The sequence below is a fragment of the Actinotalea endophytica genome (assembly GCF_025717005.1).
Taxonomy (GTDB): Bacteria; Actinomycetota; Actinomycetes; order Actinomycetales; family Cellulomonadaceae; genus Actinotalea.
In genome coordinates this window covers 1-16,006 of record NZ_JAOVZU010000001.1, presented here as the reverse complement: position 1 = coordinate 16,006, position 16,006 = coordinate 1, and the positions used below count along the sequence as shown (strand labels likewise).

At 72.4% G+C, this 16,006-nt stretch carries 17 protein-coding genes; 10 read left to right on the top strand and 7 right to left on the bottom strand.

What is annotated here, in order from left to right:
- The first annotated feature begins 62 nt into the window (after window positions 1-62).
- Genes OEB99_RS00085 through OEB99_RS00075 form a run of 3 tightly spaced genes read left to right on the top strand, consistent with a single transcriptional unit; the run spans window position 63 to window position 2,007 of the window.
- Entirely contained in the window at window positions 63-506 is a 444-nt protein-coding gene (locus OEB99_RS00085) for a GntR family transcriptional regulator (RefSeq protein WP_263507522.1), read from the top strand.
- Window positions 503-1,351 carry an ABC transporter ATP-binding protein gene (locus OEB99_RS00080; RefSeq protein ID WP_263507520.1) on the top strand — a complete coding sequence of 283 codons (849 nt, stop codon included), beginning with the start codon at window positions 503-505 and terminating at the stop codon, window positions 1,349-1,351. Before OEB99_RS00085 ends, OEB99_RS00080 begins: the two co-directional genes overlap by 4 nt.
- Complete coding sequence (locus OEB99_RS00075) at window positions 1,348-2,007, top strand: ABC-2 transporter permease (RefSeq protein ID WP_263507519.1); 660 nt, start codon at window positions 1,348-1,350, stop codon at window positions 2,005-2,007. The genes OEB99_RS00080 and OEB99_RS00075 overlap by 4 nt, the downstream gene beginning before the upstream one ends.
- 100 nt (window positions 2,008-2,107) lie before the next feature.
- Here OEB99_RS00075 and recQ read toward each other — a convergent pair whose 3' ends face one another.
- Window positions 2,108-3,949 carry a DNA helicase RecQ gene (recQ, locus tag OEB99_RS00070; RefSeq protein ID WP_263507518.1) on the bottom strand — a complete coding sequence of 614 codons (1,842 nt, stop codon included), beginning with the start codon at window positions 3,947-3,949 and terminating at the stop codon, window positions 2,108-2,110.
- A 152-nt stretch (window positions 3,950-4,101) separates the two neighbouring features.
- Between recQ and OEB99_RS00065 the strand changes: the two genes are divergently transcribed.
- From OEB99_RS00065 to OEB99_RS00055, 3 genes are all read left to right on the top strand, one after another.
- Window positions 4,102-5,454 carry a DUF429 domain-containing protein gene (locus tag OEB99_RS00065; protein ID WP_263507516.1) on the top strand — a complete coding sequence of 451 codons (1,353 nt, stop codon included), beginning with the start codon at window positions 4,102-4,104 and terminating at the stop codon, window positions 5,452-5,454.
- Window positions 5,455-5,944: 490 nt separating this feature from the next.
- Window positions 5,945-6,586, top strand: coding sequence for a DUF6318 family protein (locus OEB99_RS00060; protein WP_263507514.1), 642 nt, complete (start codon window positions 5,945-5,947; stop codon window positions 6,584-6,586).
- Window positions 6,583-7,455 carry a hypothetical protein gene (locus OEB99_RS00055; RefSeq protein WP_263507513.1) on the top strand — a complete coding sequence of 291 codons (873 nt, stop codon included), beginning with the start codon at window positions 6,583-6,585 and terminating at the stop codon, window positions 7,453-7,455. Before OEB99_RS00060 ends, OEB99_RS00055 begins: the two co-directional genes overlap by 4 nt.
- 384 nt (window positions 7,456-7,839) lie before the next feature.
- Here OEB99_RS00055 and OEB99_RS00050 read toward each other — a convergent pair whose 3' ends face one another.
- Both OEB99_RS00050 and asnB read right to left on the bottom strand, forming a co-directional pair.
- Window positions 7,840-8,595: a glutamine amidotransferase-related protein gene (locus tag OEB99_RS00050; RefSeq protein ID WP_263507512.1), complete on the bottom strand. Its 756-nt coding sequence runs from the start codon at window positions 8,593-8,595 to the stop codon at window positions 7,840-7,842.
- A 111-nt stretch (window positions 8,596-8,706) separates the two neighbouring features.
- Window positions 8,707-10,230 carry an asparagine synthase (glutamine-hydrolyzing) gene (gene asnB / locus OEB99_RS00045; protein ID WP_263507511.1) on the bottom strand — a complete coding sequence of 508 codons (1,524 nt, stop codon included), beginning with the start codon at window positions 10,228-10,230 and terminating at the stop codon, window positions 8,707-8,709.
- Window positions 10,231-10,444: 214 nt separating this feature from the next.
- On the opposite strand from asnB, the gene OEB99_RS00040 reads away from it, so the two are divergent.
- Both OEB99_RS00040 and OEB99_RS00035 read left to right on the top strand, forming a co-directional pair.
- The gene (locus OEB99_RS00040) at window positions 10,445-11,107 is read left to right on the top strand and encodes a DUF6318 family protein (RefSeq protein ID WP_263507510.1); all 663 of its coding nucleotides are present in this window, start codon (window positions 10,445-10,447) and stop codon (window positions 11,105-11,107) included.
- Window positions 11,108-11,897: 790 nt separating this feature from the next.
- On the top strand, window positions 11,898-12,080 hold the full coding sequence (locus OEB99_RS00035; protein WP_263507509.1) for a hypothetical protein: 183 nt from the start codon (window positions 11,898-11,900) through the stop codon (window positions 12,078-12,080).
- 18 nt (window positions 12,081-12,098) lie between these two features.
- On the opposite strand, the gene OEB99_RS00030 is transcribed toward OEB99_RS00035, so the two are convergent.
- Together OEB99_RS00030 and OEB99_RS00025 are read right to left on the bottom strand one after the other, a co-directional pair.
- Window positions 12,099-12,623 carry a hypothetical protein gene (locus tag OEB99_RS00030; protein ID WP_263507507.1) on the bottom strand — a complete coding sequence of 175 codons (525 nt, stop codon included), beginning with the start codon at window positions 12,621-12,623 and terminating at the stop codon, window positions 12,099-12,101.
- Window positions 12,624-12,769: 146 nt separating this feature from the next.
- Window positions 12,770-13,501: a PadR family transcriptional regulator gene (locus OEB99_RS00025; protein WP_263507505.1), complete on the bottom strand. Its 732-nt coding sequence runs from the start codon at window positions 13,499-13,501 to the stop codon at window positions 12,770-12,772.
- A 73-nt stretch (window positions 13,502-13,574) separates the two neighbouring features.
- Between OEB99_RS00025 and OEB99_RS00020 the strand changes: the two genes are divergently transcribed.
- On the top strand, window positions 13,575-14,309 hold the full coding sequence (locus OEB99_RS00020; protein WP_263507503.1) for an SdpI family protein: 735 nt from the start codon (window positions 13,575-13,577) through the stop codon (window positions 14,307-14,309).
- Window positions 14,310-14,456: 147 nt separating this feature from the next.
- Here OEB99_RS00020 and OEB99_RS00015 read toward each other — a convergent pair whose 3' ends face one another.
- Both OEB99_RS00015 and OEB99_RS00010 read right to left on the bottom strand, forming a co-directional pair.
- A complete protein-coding gene (locus OEB99_RS00015; RefSeq protein ID WP_263507501.1) occupies window positions 14,457-14,918 on the bottom strand; it encodes an SLOG cluster 4 domain-containing protein in 462 nt (153 codons plus the stop codon).
- A gap of 35 nt (window positions 14,919-14,953) precedes the next feature.
- Window positions 14,954-15,538, bottom strand: coding sequence for a DUF1349 domain-containing protein (locus OEB99_RS00010; protein WP_263507500.1), 585 nt, complete (start codon window positions 15,536-15,538; stop codon window positions 14,954-14,956).
- A 30-nt stretch (window positions 15,539-15,568) separates the two neighbouring features.
- Between OEB99_RS00010 and OEB99_RS00005 the strand changes: the two genes are divergently transcribed.
- Entirely contained in the window at window positions 15,569-15,997 is a 429-nt protein-coding gene (locus OEB99_RS00005) for a DUF3054 domain-containing protein (RefSeq protein ID WP_263507499.1), read from the top strand.
- Window positions 15,998-16,006: the final 9 nt, after the last annotated feature.

The window sequence follows — 16,006 nt, the reverse complement described above, 5'->3', positions numbered from 1 at the left end:
GCACTCTTACTGTCTATAGTGCGTATATACAGTAGACCGACACCGACGAGAGGAGCTTGGCCGTGCGGGTCGTGCTCTCGAACACCTCGGGCGTGCCGCTCTACGAGCAGATCAAGGAGCAGGTGAAGGCCGCGATCCTCGCCGGGGAGCTCGCCGAGGGCGACGCCCTGCCGTCGGTCCGCGGTCTCGCCCGCGACCTGCGGATCAGCGTCATCACCACCACCCGCGCCTACGCCGACCTCGCCCAGGAAGGCTTCATCACCAACGTGGCCGGCAAGGGCGCGTTCGTGCTCGGTGTGGACTCCGAGCTCGTCCGCGAGCAGCTCTTGCGCCAGGTCGAGGACGGCCTGACCGCTGCCCTCGACGCGGCGCGCTTGGCCGGGCTGGACCGGGACGGCGTCGTCGAGATCCTCGACACCCTGATCGCGACGGACGAGCCCGAGGATGCCGGCGCCGCCACCACGGACCGCCCGACCGGGCACCGCACAGAAGGACAGGACCAGTGAACGACCTCGCCATCGCGGTGCGTCACCTCGACGCGACCCGCGGAACCTTCCATCTCCGCGACGTGAGCTTCGAGCTGCCCACCGGGTTCGTGATGGGCTTCGTCGGCCGCAACGGCGCCGGCAAGACCACCACGATCCGTTGCCTGCTCGGCATGCTCACGCCGGACGCCGGTGAGATCGAGGTGCTCGGTCAACCGCTGCCCGCGGACCCGGCGCTGCGGGAGGACATCGGCGTGGTCCTCGACCACTCGACGCTCGTCGAGGACTGGCGCCTGACGGAGGTCGAGCGTGCGCTCGCACCCTTCTACTCGCGTTGGGACGGGGCTCGGTACCGCGCGCTGCTCGAGGAGTTCGAGCTCGACCCGCGGCACAAGGTCAAGGAGCTCTCCCGCGGCCAGGCCATGAAGCTCGGCATCACCCTCGCGCTCTCGCACCACGCGCGCCTCCTCGTGCTCGACGAGCCGACCAGCGGCCTGGACCCGGCGGCCCGGGACGAGCTCGTGTCGATCCTCGGGGACTTCCTCACCGACGACGGTCACAGCGTGCTGTTCTCGACGCACATCACGAGCGACCTCGAGCGGATCGCCGACTACGTGACGGTCATCGACGCGGGGCGAGTCGTGGACAGCGCGCCGAAGGACGAGCTCCTGGACGCGTATCGGCTGGTTCGCGGCGGCCCGGAGGACCTGGTCGACCCCGACGTCGACTTCCTCGGCCTGCGCCGCAACGAGACCGGCGCCGAGGCGCTGGTCGCGGCGGGCCAGGTCGACCGGCTGAGCGGCGACCTGGTCGTCGACCGGCCGACGCTCGACGAGATCGTCGTGAAGATGGGGGACCACCGATGACCAGCAGTGCCGTGCTCCGTCTGGCCCGACTCGACGTGCGCAGCGTCGCCCCGTACCGCAACGCGCAGGTGCTGCTCATGGTGATCCTCGCGCCGCTGCTGGCCGCGATCTGGGGGGAGCCCGCGTCGGCGCTCGTGATGGCGGTGGTGTTCGCGACCTTCCTCGCGGCCTACCCGTTCGCCGTGGCGGACAAGAACGACCTGGACACCCTCTACGGGATGCTGCCGGTCGCCCGCCGGGCGGTGGTGGTCGGGCGGCTGGTGTTCTCGCTCGGCCTGTTCGCGGCCGCGCTGGCCTACGGCGGCGTGGCCACGGCGGCGCTCGCGACCCTGATGCACCGGCCGCTCACCGCCGAGGACGCCGTGATGGTGGTGACCATCTCGTTCGCGATCTTCGCGCTCATGGCGGCGCTGCAGTTCCCCTTCTACTGGGCGTTCGGCTACACGAAGGCGCGGGCGGCCTCGTTCGTGCCGCTGTTCGCGCTCGCGTTCGGAGTCGGCGTGGTGTCGATCGCGACGGGGCAGGACCCGACCGGGACGTTCCCCGGTGCGCCGTCCGCTGCGCTGGTGGCTGCCGTGTCGCTGATCGGCGGGACGGTCGCGCTCGCGGTGAGCACCGCCCTGAGCGTGCGGCTGGACGCGCGTCGGGTGCGGTGAGCGCAGGAGCGCGCGCCGGCCGTGCCGACCGGACGGGCGAGCGCGCGCCGGCCGTGCCGACCCGATGGGCGGGCGCGCGCCCGTGCCGACCGGTCGACGGTCACTCGGGCGCGAGCAGCTCGAGCACGCCGTCCCCGTAGCGCTCGAGCTTGGCCGCGCCGACCCCGCTGACCCCGGCGAGATCGTCCAGCGACGTGGGCCGCTCGGTGGCCATGGCGCGCAACGTCGCGTCGTGGAAGACCACGTAGGCGGGGACGCCCTGCTCCTTCGCGACCGCGGCGCGCCACTCCCGTAGTCGCTCGAAGAGCGTGAGGTCCTCGGGCGAGAGGTCCGCGGCGGCCGCGGCGGCACTGCCGGAAGTCTTGGTGCGGCTTCGACCCGCCTTGCGTTCGGGCTCGCGGCGCAGCATGACCTGGCGCTCGCCGGCGAGGACCGCGCGGCTCGCCTCGACCAGGTGCAGGGTCTGGTAGCCGCTCGCGTCGACGCCCAGCAGTCCTTGTGCGAGGAGCTGGCGTACGACGCCCCGCCATGCACGCTCGTCGAGCTCCTCCCCGACGCCGAAGACGGTCAATGACTCGTGCCCGAGCTGGGTGACCCGGGCCGTCGTCTTGCCGACCAGGATGTCGATCACGTGGCCGGCCCCGTAGCGCTGCCCGCGCTGGTCGAGCCGGACCACTGCCGAGAGCAGCTTCTGCGCTGCGACCGTGCCGTCCCACGCATCCGGCGGAGCGAGGCAGGTGTCGCAGTTGCCGCACGGCGTCGACTCCTCGCCGAAGTAGCGGAGCATCTGCACACGCCGGCAGTCCACGGTCTCGCACAGCGCGAGCATCGCGTCGAGGTGCGCCGACAGCCGCCGCCGGTGCGCCGCGTCGCCCTCGGAGGAGTCGATCAGCCGCCGCTGCTGCACCACGTCGGCCAGGCCGTAGGCGAGCCACGCCGTCGACGGCAGGCCGTCGCGTCCCGCGCGCCCGGTCTCCTGGTAGTAGCCCTCGACGGACTTCGGCAGGTCGAGGTGCGCGACGAATCGCACGTCAGGCTTGTCGATGCCCATCCCGAACGCGATGGTCGCGACCATGACCAGGCCGTCCTCACGCAGGAAGCGGGACTGGTTCGCCGCACGGGTCCGGTTGTCGAGGCCGGCGTGGTAGGGCAGGGCCTCGATCCCGTTGTCCACCAGGAACTCCGCGGTCTGCTCGACGCTCGCGCGGGACAGGCAGTAGACGATGCCCGCGTCACCCGCGTGCTCGGCGCGGATCAGGCGTAGCAGCTGGTTGCGCGGGTTGTCCTTCGGGTCGACGCGGTAGGTGATGTTCGGTCGGTCGAAGCTCGCGACGAAGGAGCGGGCGTCGTGCAGGCCCAGGCGTTCGGTGATCTCGGTGGCGGTCGCGCGGGTCGCGGTCGCGGTGAGCGCGATGCGCGGCACGTCCGGCCACTGCTCGCCGAGCACATGGAGCATGAGGTAGTCCGGCCGGAAGTCGTGGCCCCACTGGGACACGCAGTGCGCCTCGTCGATCGCGAACAGCGCGACCTCGGCCTGCTGCAGCAGCGCGAGGGTCTCGGGCACTCGCAGCCGCTCGGGCGCGAGGTAGAGCAGGTCGAGCTCACCGGCGAGCAGCGCACGTTCGGTCTCCCGGCGCTGCTCGAACCCCTGCGTCGAGTTGAGGAATCCGGCGCGAACGCCGAGCGCGGACAGGGCATCGACCTGGTCCTGCATCAGCGCGATGAGCGGCGAGATCACGACGCCGGTGCCCGACCGGACGAGTGCCGGGATCTGGTAGCAGAGCGACTTCCCACCACCGGTGGGCATGAGCACGAGGGCGTCCTCGCCGCCGACCACGGCGTCGATGATCGCGGCCTGGTCGCCCCGGAACTCCTCGTAGCCGAAGACGGTGCGCAGCACGTCGAGAGGGGTGGCGGACACGTCGAGCACAGTAGACGGCATCGGGAGACTCAGCGGATCGAGGTCAGGTCAGCGGTGGTCACGTGCGACATCGTCGCGGCTGCCGCCGACACGGGTCGCGGACGGGCCGGGTCGGCTGTGGATGTGGTCGGTCTGCTGCGGCGTGGTGGCCGCGGATCGGCTAGACAGGGCGGGTGAGCGCCTTCGTCGGCATCGACCTCGCGTGGGGCCCGCGCAACCGGACGGGCGTGGCGGTGTGCGACGGGACCGGCCGCCTGGTCGCGTCCGAGACCGTGCGGACCGACGACCAGCTCGCGATGGTGCTCGACCCGTGGCTCGCGGGCGCGGGTCAAGATGTGGTGGTGGCGCTCGACGCACCACTGGTCGTGCCGAACGACACGGGGCGTCGGGACTGCGAGGCCGAGCTCGGCCGGGTCTTCGCGCGCTACGACGCGGGGGCCCACCCGGCGAACCGGGGCCGGACCTGGTTCGACCCGCCGCGAGGCACCGAGCTGGCCCGCAGGTTCGGCTGGGAGATCGACCCGGCGGTCCGGCCGCTCGGTGGTAGGGCCGTGGCGATCGAGGTGTACCCGCACCCGGCGATGGTTGCCCTGTTCGGGCTCGGCCGGGTGCTGCCGTACAAGCAGAAGCCTGGGCGCGACCTCGAGACCCTGCGGACGGCGTGGGTCCAGCTGCTCGGGCACCTCGAGAGGGTCGCCGGTCCGACCCTCCGTCTTGCGGAGTCGGTGCGGTGGGCGGAGATCCGGCGGACGGTGCACACCGCGACCCGCAAGGTCGACCTTCGGGCGATCGAGGACGAGGTCGACGCGATCGTCTGTGCGTACCTGGCGTGGCTCTGGGCCCACGACCGCGACCGGATGGACGTGTTCGGGGACGTGGAGCGGGGGTACATCGTGGTGCCGCACCGGGACCTCGTCGCGCCGGAGGGCAGGGTGCCGCGGGTCGGCGGGACCGTGATCGTCCTCAACGGCACGTCGAGCGCGGGGAAGTCGTCGCTGCTGACCGCGCTGCAGGACCGGTGGCCGGGTCCGTTGATCGACGCTGGGCTCGACCGCCACCTGGCGATGCTGCCGCGCCGCTACCTCGGAGCGGCGTGGCCGGAGGTCTTCGGCTACGAGTGGCACGACGGCGAGATCGCGAGAGTCGTGCCGGGTCCGGTGGGTCACCGGCTGGTCCGCGGGATGCACCGGTCCGCGGCGGCGCTCGCCGCGGCGGGCTTCGACGTCGTGGTGGACCACGTGCTGCTCGAACCGGAGTGGGCGTCCGACCTCACGGAGGTGCTGCGCGGCACGAGAGCGGTGCTGGTCGGGGTGCTGTGCCCGGCCGACCCGCTGGTGCAGCGCGAGCGCGAGCGGCAGAGCCGGACTCTCGGGCAGGCGCTGGCGCAGCTGCCGTACGTGCATGCCCATGGCCGGTACGACGTCGAGGTGGACACCTCTGAGCTGGATGTCACCGGAGCGCGCGACGCGGTGCTCCGCTGGTTCGACGCGGGCGTGGAACCGACCGCGCTGGGGACCTGGGGGTGAGCTCGGAGGAGGCCACTCCCGGTGCGGCGAGTGCGCCTCCGGCGGAGATCACCTACTGCACCCCGGAGGCCATGGACGGCACCTCATGCCCGTTGCTCGGCGCTGGGGCGGGCTGAGCGGAGCCCGACTCACGTCGGCGTGATGTCGCGTGAGGTCGTGGTGCGCGGGCGACGCCGCTCCTCGCTGGCGGGGCGCGACGCCCCGGCGGCGCCGCGGTGCGAACGCGGCTGTCATCGCCGGGACGCGCATCGTCGGAACCGCGGGGACGCGCATCGTCGGAGCCGCGGGGACGCGCATCGTCCGAACCGCCGGGGGCGGGGTGTTGTTGTCGGAGTTGTGCATCGTGTGATGCGAGTCGCAGGGCCGACGCCCCTTCGTTGGGCTGGGCAGTGGTGGTCGGCGGGTCGAGCGCGAGATGGGGTGGGTTGGAGTGTCCACAGGTTCGCTGAAGCCCTGATCTTGGTGGCGGTGCGCTGCTACGTTCACCCGCATGGCGCAGGGGGACGGCGGCGTGGTGCATGGCCGCGCCGGTGCGGTGGTGGCCGCGTTCGTGGTGATGACGGTTCTGGCAGTGGGCGGGTGCTCGTCGGATCCGGATCCTGGGGCGACGCCGAGCGTGTCGTCCCCGGCTCCGACTCGGACGGTGACGCCGACGACGACGCCGGAGCCTTCACCGACCGAGACGTCCCTGGTTGCTCCGGAGAAGCCAGCGGAGATGGAACGGACCGATGAGGTCGGTGCCGTCGCCGCGGCCGAGTACTTCATGGACGTGTACTCGTACGCGAAGCAGACCGGTGACCTTGAGCTGTGGGACTCGTTCAGTGGTCAGACCTGCGGCTTCTGCCAGAACTTCCACGATGCTGTTGGCGATCTATATGGCTCCGGAGACCGGCTGGTCGGGGGATCAGTTGAGCTGACCGCACCCGAGGTGCTCGGCCATGACGCGCAGCTAGACATCTACGGCGTCCAGTTCGCCTATGCCACGGCTTCGTCAGTCCGCGTCGACCCGTCGGGTGCGGAGATCGCCGACTTCGATGGCGAATCGTCGTGGCTCCTTCTCAACGTCGGTCCATCGGCACGGGGCTGGGTGCTTCTCGCTGGCGAGCAACTCGACGCGCCGGCCGAGTCATGAGAGCCATCGCAGCCTTCGCTGCTTCGCTCGCAGCCTTCGGCCCTGCGGGCCTTGCTCCCTTCGAGGCCGCGCCGGAGCCCGGCGTGGACCCACTGGCGGTGACCGGGGCGGCACGTGACGATGCCATCGACTTCTGGGCGCAGCGCCAGACCAAGTCTGACGCCGGCGGCGCCCCAGCGCCGAACCGGTATGTGTACGTCCGCCGCCCCCTTGTCGTATGCGGCGCAAGCAGTGGTCGGGCGGTGTCGGATGCGATGTGTGTCGCTGATGCGGCTGATCTCGTCCTGGGTCGGGTGTGTGAGGACGGTTCCCCGGCTCTGAACCCGTTGTTTCGTCGTGAGGTGGATCCGGTGTCGGGGGGCTTCGTGGGGCCGTGGGTGCGGGTGGATGACGGGGGGTGTGTGGGGGATCCGGGGGTGGCGGTGGTGGTCACGGCGGAGGACTTTCGGCGGTTGCCGTTGGTGGCGTCGGTGCCGCGGGTGCAGCCCGGTGATGGGCGGGGTCTGGTGCACATGGATGTGATCGTGTGGACCGATCCGGTGCCGCAGGTGGTGGCGACGACGGTGTTGGGGGTGGCGGTGGTGGTGCGGGCCACGCCGGTGGGGTTCGCGTGGGACTTCGGTGATGGTGGTGGGGTGTTGGTGACGTCGGATCCGGGTGGGCCGTATCCGGATCAGACGGTGGCGCGGGCGTATGAGCGTTCGGGGGCGTATGAGGTGCGGTTGACCACGACGTGGGCGGGGGAGTTCCAGGTCGGTGGTGGTGGGCCGTGGTTGCCGGTGGTGGGTACGGCGACCACGACCAGTGAGCCGGTGGCGTTCGAGGTGGTCGAGGCCCCGGCGTATCTGGTCTCCGGACCCGAGGGCTGACCCGGCCCGCGCAGGGTGATGCGGGGTCTCGCGGAACCCGGCATCGCGGTCCCGCGTCGGGTGATGCGGGACTCCGAGGAACACACCGCCACCTCGGCATACCCGACGATGCGGGGTTCGAGGCCTACGGCCGCACCCGTCCCGCGTCAGGTGATGCGGGACTCCGAGGAACACACCGCCACCTCGGCGTACCCGACGATGCGGGGTTCGAGGCCTGCGGCCGCACCCGTCACGCGTCAGGTGATGCGCGACTCCGACAGACACACCGCCACCCCGGCGTACCCGACGACGCGGGGCCCGAAGAACAGGCGGGCGCCCTGACGCGGCGGGCGAAGCGTAGCCCGGACAAGCACGTCGCGTGCCGGAGGGCCCGGCGGCGCAGTGTCAGGCTGCCGCGGGACGCAGCCCGAGCTGGGCGAGCGCCGGTTCGGCCAGCAGCTCCTCGGCCGTCCAGGGCGACCAGGCGGGGCCGCCGAGCACCGTGACGTCGGGGTCCACGCTGGCGAACGCCGCCGCGGGGTCCGCGCAGCGCTCGGCGACGAGCCCGATGTGCCGCCGGAGGACCTGAGCTGCATCGGCGACGTCCCACTCGGGGTGGAACTGGTAGCCGAACACCGAGTCACCCCATCGAAACCCCTGCACGGGCGAGTGGGCGTTCGTGTGCGTGACCGTCACACCCGGCACCGTCGCGAACGACGGGTCGATCTGCTCGTAGTGGAGCTCGGCGACGCGCAGCGCTCCGAAGCCGTCGGTCTGCTCGACGGTGCACAGTCCGGCCTCCATCCCGCCGTCCGGGTACGAGATCGGCAGCGTCGGATCGATCGCGCGGGCGATCAGCTGCGAGCCGAGACATATGCCGAGCACCGTCGCCTCGCCGCGCCAAGCGCGCTCCAGCACCGTTCTCAGGTCGGTGAGGGCACGCAAGGTGACCTCATCGGTCGCGAACGACGAGGTCTCCCCGCCCGACAGGACATGCACCGGTGCTGCCAGCTCAGTCGGCGTCAGCGCGCGTCGGCGGTACGGAACGACCCGGACGTGGCCGCCCGCTCGGCGCAGCAACGCGGCAACTCGCGCGCCGTAGCTGAGGAACGGCAGCGGCTTCCCGTCCGCCGCCCACACGACCACCTCCGGTGCAACCATCGCCACGCCTCCGCCGTCCGCGCGTCCGTCCCGTCCGTACGACGGTCGCAGCGGCTCGCTTCAGGCGAGGTGCGCGGGAGTGAAAGGTGTGTAAAGCGGTGCGCGCCCGGCTCAGACCGGGATGCGTTCGGCGGCCCACGTGCCGGCGTTCGCGAGGATTCGCTCAGGGTCGTCGTACCGGCCGCGGAGCAGGCGCTCGTACAACGCAGCCTCCTGCTCGCGCGACACGGGGAGGTCGAGGCCGAGCCGCTCCCGGAGCGCGTCCTGCAACGCGTCGACGGCACCCGACCCCTCGTCGAACTGGGCCTTCTTGCGCCACACCAGGTCCTCGGGGAGCAGGTCGGCCACCGCCTTGCGGAGGATCCACTTCTCGGTGGTCTCGCCCGTCGACTCGGCGGCAGTCGGGTCCGTGCGGCGAAGCTTGAGCGCGGCCGGCACCGACTGCGCGAAGTCGATCAGCTCGCGGTCCAGGAAGGGTGTCCGGGCCTCGAGGCCGAGCGACATGGTGATCCGGTCCACGCGCTGCAGGTTGATGTGGTGCATCGTGCCGAGCGACCGGGTGAGCTCGTCCGCGAGTGCGCGGGGGTTGTCGACGTAGTCGTGGTGGTAGGCGTAGCCCGCGAACAGCTCGTCGGCACCCTCGCCGGTCAGGACCGCCTTGACCTGCGCACGTGCGAGGCGGGTGGCGAAGAGCGTCGGCACCGCGCTGCGCACCAGGTCCACGTCCGCGGACTCGAGGTGGTAGACGACGTGGTCCAAGACCTCCGCGACGTCGTGCGAGGTGAACGCAAGCTCCCGGTGGTCGGAACCGATGTGCTCGGCCACCGCACGCGCGGCGGCGAGATCCGGTGAACCCTCGACGCCGACCGCGAAGGTCCTCAGCGGTCCGCGTCCGTTCGCGAGCCGCACCCGCTGGGCGATCGCAGCGATGATCGAGCTGTCCAGACCACCGGACAGGAACGAACCGACCTCGACGTCGGCCACCATCCAGGTCGCGACCGCCTCCTCGAGCACGAGACGCAGCTCCCGCGCGATCCCGTCGACATCCAGTCCGGGCTCGACCTCGGCCGCCCCGTGCGGCGTGCGGTACCACTGGCGCAGCCCGTCGCGGGAGTCGTAGAGGCTGCCCGGCGGGATGGCCTCGACCGAGTCGACAGGGATGCCGTCGAACGCCTTCAGCTCGGACGCGAACGCCATGCCGTCGCCGATCCGGGCCAGGTACAGCGGCTTGATGCCCAGCGGGTCGCGCGCGGCCACGATCCGTCCGCGCGTCGCGAGCACGAACGCGAACATCCCGTCGAGCTGCGTGATCCAGCGCGTCCGACCGGACCGGAACAGGTGCAGGATCGTCTCGGAGTCGCTCGCCGTCTCGAAGGCCGACTCGCCCAGGATCGCCCGCAGATCCTCGTGGTTGTAGATCTCGCCGTTCGCGACCAGCAGGTCGTCGGTGCGGTAGATCGGCTGCGCACCGTCCTCCGGACCGATGATCGACAGCCGGCAGTGCGCCATCACCACCGGCGCGCCCGGCAGGGTCGCGACCGCAAGCGCGTCCGGTCCCCGGTGCGCGATCTGCCGGATCATCCTGTCCGCCAACATCTCGTCGCCGACGTTCCACAAGCACACGAACCCGCACACGGGGAAGCTCCTCTCGACGCGTTCCTTCCTATCGCAGGGGTCGCGGACGCGCAGGTGGGGCGCATCGCCCGAAGCCCGCGAGGCCGGAGGCGAATATCCGGAAGCCCGCACCGGGCGACACCCTCGCGCGCGCAACCCGAGCTCCGGCGCCGTCGTCCACAGGCGTCGCGGCCCGACCCGGGTGCCGCCTCCGAGCCCCGCTACGTTCGCCGGCATGACACAGGGGGGAAGAGCGCGGCTCGGCCGCGCCGGCGCGGCGCTGGCCGTGGTTGTGGTGGTCGTCGCTGTCGCCGGATGCGGCTCGGGATCCGAACCGACCGAGCACGCGGACTCGTCCAAGGCAGCGGTCACGACGGCCGAGGCGTCACCGAGCCCTTCCGGGCAGCCGCCGTCCGGCTCCGACCGAACACAGCCGACGGTGTCGCCGGAGATGGCGCAGGACGACGACGCCGGCGCAGTCGCAGCCGCGCGCTACTTCACGGAGCTCTACACCTACGCCACCGGCACGGGCGACCTCGCGGCCTGGGACGGGTCCACCGCTGCGACGTGCTCCTTCTGCGCCGCCTTCAGCAACGTGATCGAGGGTGTGTACCACGGGGGCGATCGGATCGACGGCGGAGCCATGACCGTCTCGGACGGCGACGTTCTCGTCCACTACGAGGATGTGCCCGCGTACACGGTGCAGTTCGCCTTCACGACAGGCCGCGCGGTTCGCGTCGACCCGTCCGGTGACAGCGTGGACAGGAGCAAAGGCGTCCGGGGCTGGTGCGAGCTCACGGTCGCACCGACGGCGGGTGGCTGGGAGCTGCTCGACATGCAGGTCGGCGGCACCCCGAGCGCGGGAGCCTCCGGCACCTCCGGCGGAAGCGCGGGCTGAGGACGGTCGTGGGGCCGGGGAGCGCACTGGTGGCAGGCCAGGTCACCCCCGCAACCCCCACGCGCCTTCTAGGCTGTGCTCGGCGGTCGCACCACTGCAGCGGCCCCCGCCGACCCGAGGAGCTGAGGTGGACCCGGAGACCGTCCCCTACACGCCGTCGTGGGCGCCCTTCGGGATGGCCTGGCTCGACTCGCGCGAGTCCGGCACAGGCTCGCTCATGTCGACCAGGGTGAGCATGGCGCCGATCGGCCGGGTCTCCAGCCTCACCGACTACGAGCCGGGTCCGGGCACCACCGGCAGCGGATCGGGAACCATGGCAGCCGCGATCGCCACCGCCATGCAGAGCGCGCCCGCCCAGGCTGCGTCCTCGGCCCCGCGCATGGCCGCCCCCGCTGCGACGGCGCCGCCGCGGCCCGGCGAGAGCTACCAGCCGCAGCCCTACGGGTCCGGCTCGCGGCGCAGCCGTCGGTCACGATCGAACGTCCCCGCGGCCGGCCGCTCCTATCCCATGCCGCCCGGTTCCTATGCACAACGGAGCCCGCAGCGGGTAGGTCCGCGCACGGCACTGCCGCCCGGTCCGCCGATGCCCGCTGCCTCCGGCCCGCGCACCGCGCTGCCTCCGGGCCCGCGCCCCGTGCCGAGCTCCGGGCCGCGCACGCCGCTGCCCCCCGGTCCCCGACCCCCGACCCCGGGCGGGTACGGGTCCGCGCGGCCTCGGCCACCGGCCCCACCCCCGGGCCAAGGGCCGGCAGGTCTCAAGTTCGACCCGCTGGTCATCCCGACGATCTTCATGGCGTTCTTCCTCAGCCCGATCGCGGTGATCATGGCGATCTCGTCGATCAAGCGGGCGAACCGTCAGGGCCTCAACGTGTTGCCGTCCGTCGTGGCCCTGCTGATCGCGGGGTTCATGCTGGTCACCGGGGCGGGGTTCTTCGGCTCGTTCTTCTCGACGATCCTGTCGTCGTTCGGCTAGCCGCGGCCGGCTGACGCCTCAGACGTGCGTGCGTCCGCGGCCCGCACGGTCGGCGAGCAGCTGGGCCGACAGCGTGGCCTGGGTGGGAAGCTCCTCGGCACGTCGGGCGCGCGCCTGCGCCACGCGCCCGACCACGTCCGCCATGTCGTCCGGGCCGAAGTGGATCGGCAGGTCCTCGAGAGTCCACGCCAGAGCGTCCGCGCCGACCAGGATCAGTCCCGGCCGCACCTTCACCGGGCCGGCGTCGCCACGTGCGACGACGACCGGTGCGACCCACGGGCGGTGCCGCTTGTGCAGCAGTCCGGCGAGCGCGTCCGCCTCACGGACCAGATCGGCCGACTGCAGCTCGCGGCGGCGACCGTTCTGGAACAGCACGCCCTCCGTCACCGCGACGTCACCGCTCCAACGAGCCACCGCCAGCACACCACCCTGACCGACCAGAACGTGCTCGACCGGCCCGGGGAAACGGCCCGGCGGATCGATCACGAGCCAACCCGCGGCGACCTCGAGCTCGTCGCGCTGCTGACGCAGGCTCTTCCACATCGCGGCGCCTCCCCTCGGATGGTTGCTCTGAACGGGTTATCGGCGCGCCGCGGCGCCTGGTTGACGCGCCAAGCGGGTGATCTCGACGACACGCCGAGGGCCGCCCGTCGCATCGACGGACGGCCCTCGGCGTGATCAGCCCCGGCTCAGCCCTCGGCGGAGTCGTCCTCCGCGAGCAGCCGGTACAGCTCCTTGCGGGCTGCGGTCACGGCCGCGGCGGCCTTCGACAGCTGCGCCGACGACCCGACCCGGGTCACCTGTCGTGCAGCGTCACCCAACGCGCGGAGCTCCTCGTGGAGCGTCATCGCGGCGGCGGGCGGTCCGCCGATGTCGAACGGGTCGCCCAGCTCCTCGCGGTGCTCGGCCACCCACGCGGAACCGGCCTCGGTCAGCGACGCGGTGCGCCGCCCCTCGACCTTCTCCAGGGTGAGCAGTCCCTCGTCCTCGAGCGCCTGCAGCGTCGGGTAGATCGAGCCCGGGCTCGGGGTCCACACGCCGCCGGAACGTTCGGTGATCTCACCGATCAGCTCGTAGCCGTGCCGCGGCTGCTCGTCGAGCAGCAGCAGGATCGCGGCGCGGACGTCGCCGCGGGGACGGGGACCGCCCCAGCCGCGCCGGCCGCGCCGGCCGAAGCCCGGCCCATCGGGACCGAAACCGTGCTCGCCGTCCGGGCCGTGGCCGCCACGGGGGCCCTTGCCACCGCGGCCACCACGCTCAGCGCGATCGCCCTCGCCGAAGCCGGGGCCGTAACCGCGTCCACCGCGGTGCCCACGACCGTTCCCGTGGCCGCCGCGCGGTCCGCGCAGGTCAGCCGGGTCCTCGGTCGGGAAGTCGGGACGGAAGGTCCGCCCTCGGGGATCCATGTTCGGGTGCCTCATGAGCGCCCTCCTCTCGGAATCTCGCGACAGAGTTTCTGTCGACACGCTCACGATATATCGCGAACGTGTCGCGATGCAACCCCTGACGCGAACTACGATCGAAAGGGCGGAGGAGGGGATCGAGACGTTGCGGCACCGCAAGCTCTGGGAAGGCGTTCAGATCGCCCTGCTCGTCGCGATGTTCGGGTCCGCGGCGCTGCTCTGGAGCTCCGTGCCCGAGCAGATCCCGGTGCACTGGAACGCCGCGGGTGAGGTCGACCGGTACGGCGGGCGGTTCGAGGGGTTGCTGCTGGTGCCCCTCATCGCGCTGGGGATCTACCTGCTGCTGCTCGTCATCCCGCGGATCGATCCCGCGCGGCGGAACTACGAGGCGTTCGCCGGCACCTGGATGCTGCTGCGGGTCTCGATCCTGGTCTACCTCGCGTTCGTGGGCCTGGTGACCCAGCTCGCGATCGGCCGGGAGGAGACGCTGCCCGCCGCGCAGCTGATCGTCGGCTCGGTCGGCGTGCTGTTCATGGTGCTCGGCGGCGTGATGGGCCGGATCGAGCCGAACTGGTTCGCCGGCATCCGGACCCCGTGGACGCTGAGCAGTACACGGTCCTGGGAGGCGACCCACCGCCTCGGCGGACGACTGTTCGTCGCCCTCGGCGTGCTGACCCTGATCGCCGCTGTGATCGGCGGGACCGTCGCACTCGTCACGATCCTGGGCGGGATGCTCGTGGTGCTCGTCGTGGTGTCCGTCTACTCCTACCGGGTCTGGCGCGACGACCCCGACAAGGTGCGCCTGGCTCGCGCCGACCGACGCTGACCGCGACCGTGCGACGCCTGACACCGCGACCGCGACCGCGCGACGCCCGACACCGCGACCACGCGGCGCCCCTGCCCGCGCCCCGCGCCCCGCGCCCGCGACCGCGCCCGTAGCCGTAACCGCGCCCCCCGCCCGCGGCCGGGTACCTCAGCGGTGCAGGTGGCTCGCGAGCGCCTCGCACACCTCGGCCGCCGAGCCCACCTCGAGCAGTCGCCCGGGCGCCCGGGCCGGGACCCAGGTGCGCAGCGCGACCACCGGGACGCCCGTGCGCACGGCGAGCGCGAGCTCGGACAGTGTGCCCCACGACCCACCGATGCAGACCACGACGTCGGCGGCGCGGACGAGCAGGGCGTTCCGCATCTCGCCGAGGCCGGTCGGGATGGTGACGGTGAGCTCAGGTGCAGCGCCGTCGCGGGTCGGGCCGGGCAGCAGCCCGACGCTCGTCCCGCCGCCGGCCGCCGCACCCGCCGCCGCCGCGGACATCACGCCACCCAGGCCCCCGCACACCACCACGTGACCGTGCTCGGCCGCCCACCGTGCCACGTGCTCGGCGTCGGCGGCGTCGGCCGGCGTCGCGTCGCTCGGACCGGAGATCGCGAGATAGGCCATCGGTGCTCCTCCCGGTGTCGGCCCGCGCCGACGGATCAGTGCAGCGAGGCGTCGGCCGGCCCGACGCGCCAGGACCGGAACCGCACGGTCAGGCCGGCCCGGGTCGGCGCGCAGCAGAACGGACCCGCCGCTGCTTCGCCGTCGCCGAACGGTGCGACCCGCACCAGCCGCCACGGCTCGTCGTCGACCCGGGCGCGCACCGTGACCGCGTCCGGGCCGCGGGACAGGCGCACGGTCGCGGTTCGGCCGCGCCACTCGGGCACCGGCGCGGTCGACCAGTCCGAGCGGCCGAGCGTCACCACACCGCCGAGCATCGGCGCGCCGTCGGCGACCTCGACCCCGGTCTTCACCCAGGTCTCGGAGTCGGCGCGGAGCATGAGGCCCGCCTGGTCGAACTGCTCGTCGTAGTCGACGTCGAACGAGACCTCGACCGCCCGGTCCACCGGGAGCGGCGCGAGCAGGGCGTGCGCGTCGTCGTGCACGAACCCGTACGCCGTGTGCCGCCACGCGTCGCTGCCCTCGACGCAGGTGACCAGCAGGTCCGGGCCGTCCTCGCGCACCGCTGCCGGCGGTGTGGTCCAGGTCCCGGTGCTCCACGGAAGGGCGTCGTCGCCGTGCATGGCCCGACCGTACCCGGCACGATGGCGGGCATGAGCGCCGAGCCGACCGCTTCCTCGTCACACCGGGTCGCCGCCGGCCCGTCCGACCCCGCCGCGTTCGGCGTCGATGTCGCGTCGGTCCTCGTGTTCGTCCTGCTCGGGCGACGCTCGCACGACGAGGGCTCCGCAGTGCTCGGGACGCTGAGCACGGCGTGGCCGTTCCTGCTCGGCGCCGGGATCGGGTGGGTCGGGCTGCTGCTGGTGCGCCGCGCGGGAGGCCGGCAGATTCCCGGTCGCTCGTTCACCGCGGGGTCGGTGGTGCTGGTCGACACCGTGGTGGTGGGCATGCTGCTGCGTGCGCTCACGCGGGACACCCCGCCGCTGTCGTTCATCGTGGTCGCCACAACGTTCCTCGGGCTGTTCCTGCTCGGCTGGCGTGCGGCCGCCGCGTGGTGGGCCGCCCGCGCTGCGCGCGCCTGAGCCGCGGGC

Bases quoted from the DNA above. Each gene is read 5' to 3' on its own strand.
- OEB99_RS00075 (WP_263507519.1), top strand. From the start codon at position 1,348: ATGACCAGCAGTGCCGTGCTCCGTCTGGCCCGACTCGACGTGCGCAGC.
- recQ (WP_263507518.1), bottom strand. From the start codon at position 3,949: ATGCCGTCTACTGTGCTCGACGTGTCCGCCACCCCTCTCGACGTGCTG.
- OEB99_RS00060 (WP_263507514.1), top strand. From the start codon at position 5,945: ATGGCGCAGGGGGACGGCGGCGTGGTGCATGGCCGCGCCGGTGCGGTG.
- OEB99_RS00055 (WP_263507513.1), top strand. From the start codon at position 6,583: ATGAGAGCCATCGCAGCCTTCGCTGCTTCGCTCGCAGCCTTCGGCCCT.
- OEB99_RS00050 (WP_263507512.1), bottom strand. From the start codon at position 8,595: ATGGTTGCACCGGAGGTGGTCGTGTGGGCGGCGGACGGGAAGCCGCTG.
- OEB99_RS00040 (WP_263507510.1), top strand. From the start codon at position 10,445: ATGACACAGGGGGGAAGAGCGCGGCTCGGCCGCGCCGGCGCGGCGCTG.
- OEB99_RS00035 (WP_263507509.1), top strand. From the start codon at position 11,898: ATGGCGTTCTTCCTCAGCCCGATCGCGGTGATCATGGCGATCTCGTCG.
- OEB99_RS00030 (WP_263507507.1), bottom strand. From the start codon at position 12,623: ATGTGGAAGAGCCTGCGTCAGCAGCGCGACGAGCTCGAGGTCGCCGCG.
- OEB99_RS00025 (WP_263507505.1), bottom strand. From the start codon at position 13,501: ATGAGGCACCCGAACATGGATCCCCGAGGGCGGACCTTCCGTCCCGAC.
- OEB99_RS00020 (WP_263507503.1), top strand. From the start codon at position 13,575: ATGCAACCCCTGACGCGAACTACGATCGAAAGGGCGGAGGAGGGGATC.
- OEB99_RS00015 (WP_263507501.1), bottom strand. From the start codon at position 14,918: ATGGCCTATCTCGCGATCTCCGGTCCGAGCGACGCGACGCCGGCCGAC.
- OEB99_RS00010 (WP_263507500.1), bottom strand. From the start codon at position 15,538: ATGCACGGCGACGACGCCCTTCCGTGGAGCACCGGGACCTGGACCACA.
- OEB99_RS00005 (WP_263507499.1), top strand. From the start codon at position 15,569: ATGAGCGCCGAGCCGACCGCTTCCTCGTCACACCGGGTCGCCGCCGGC.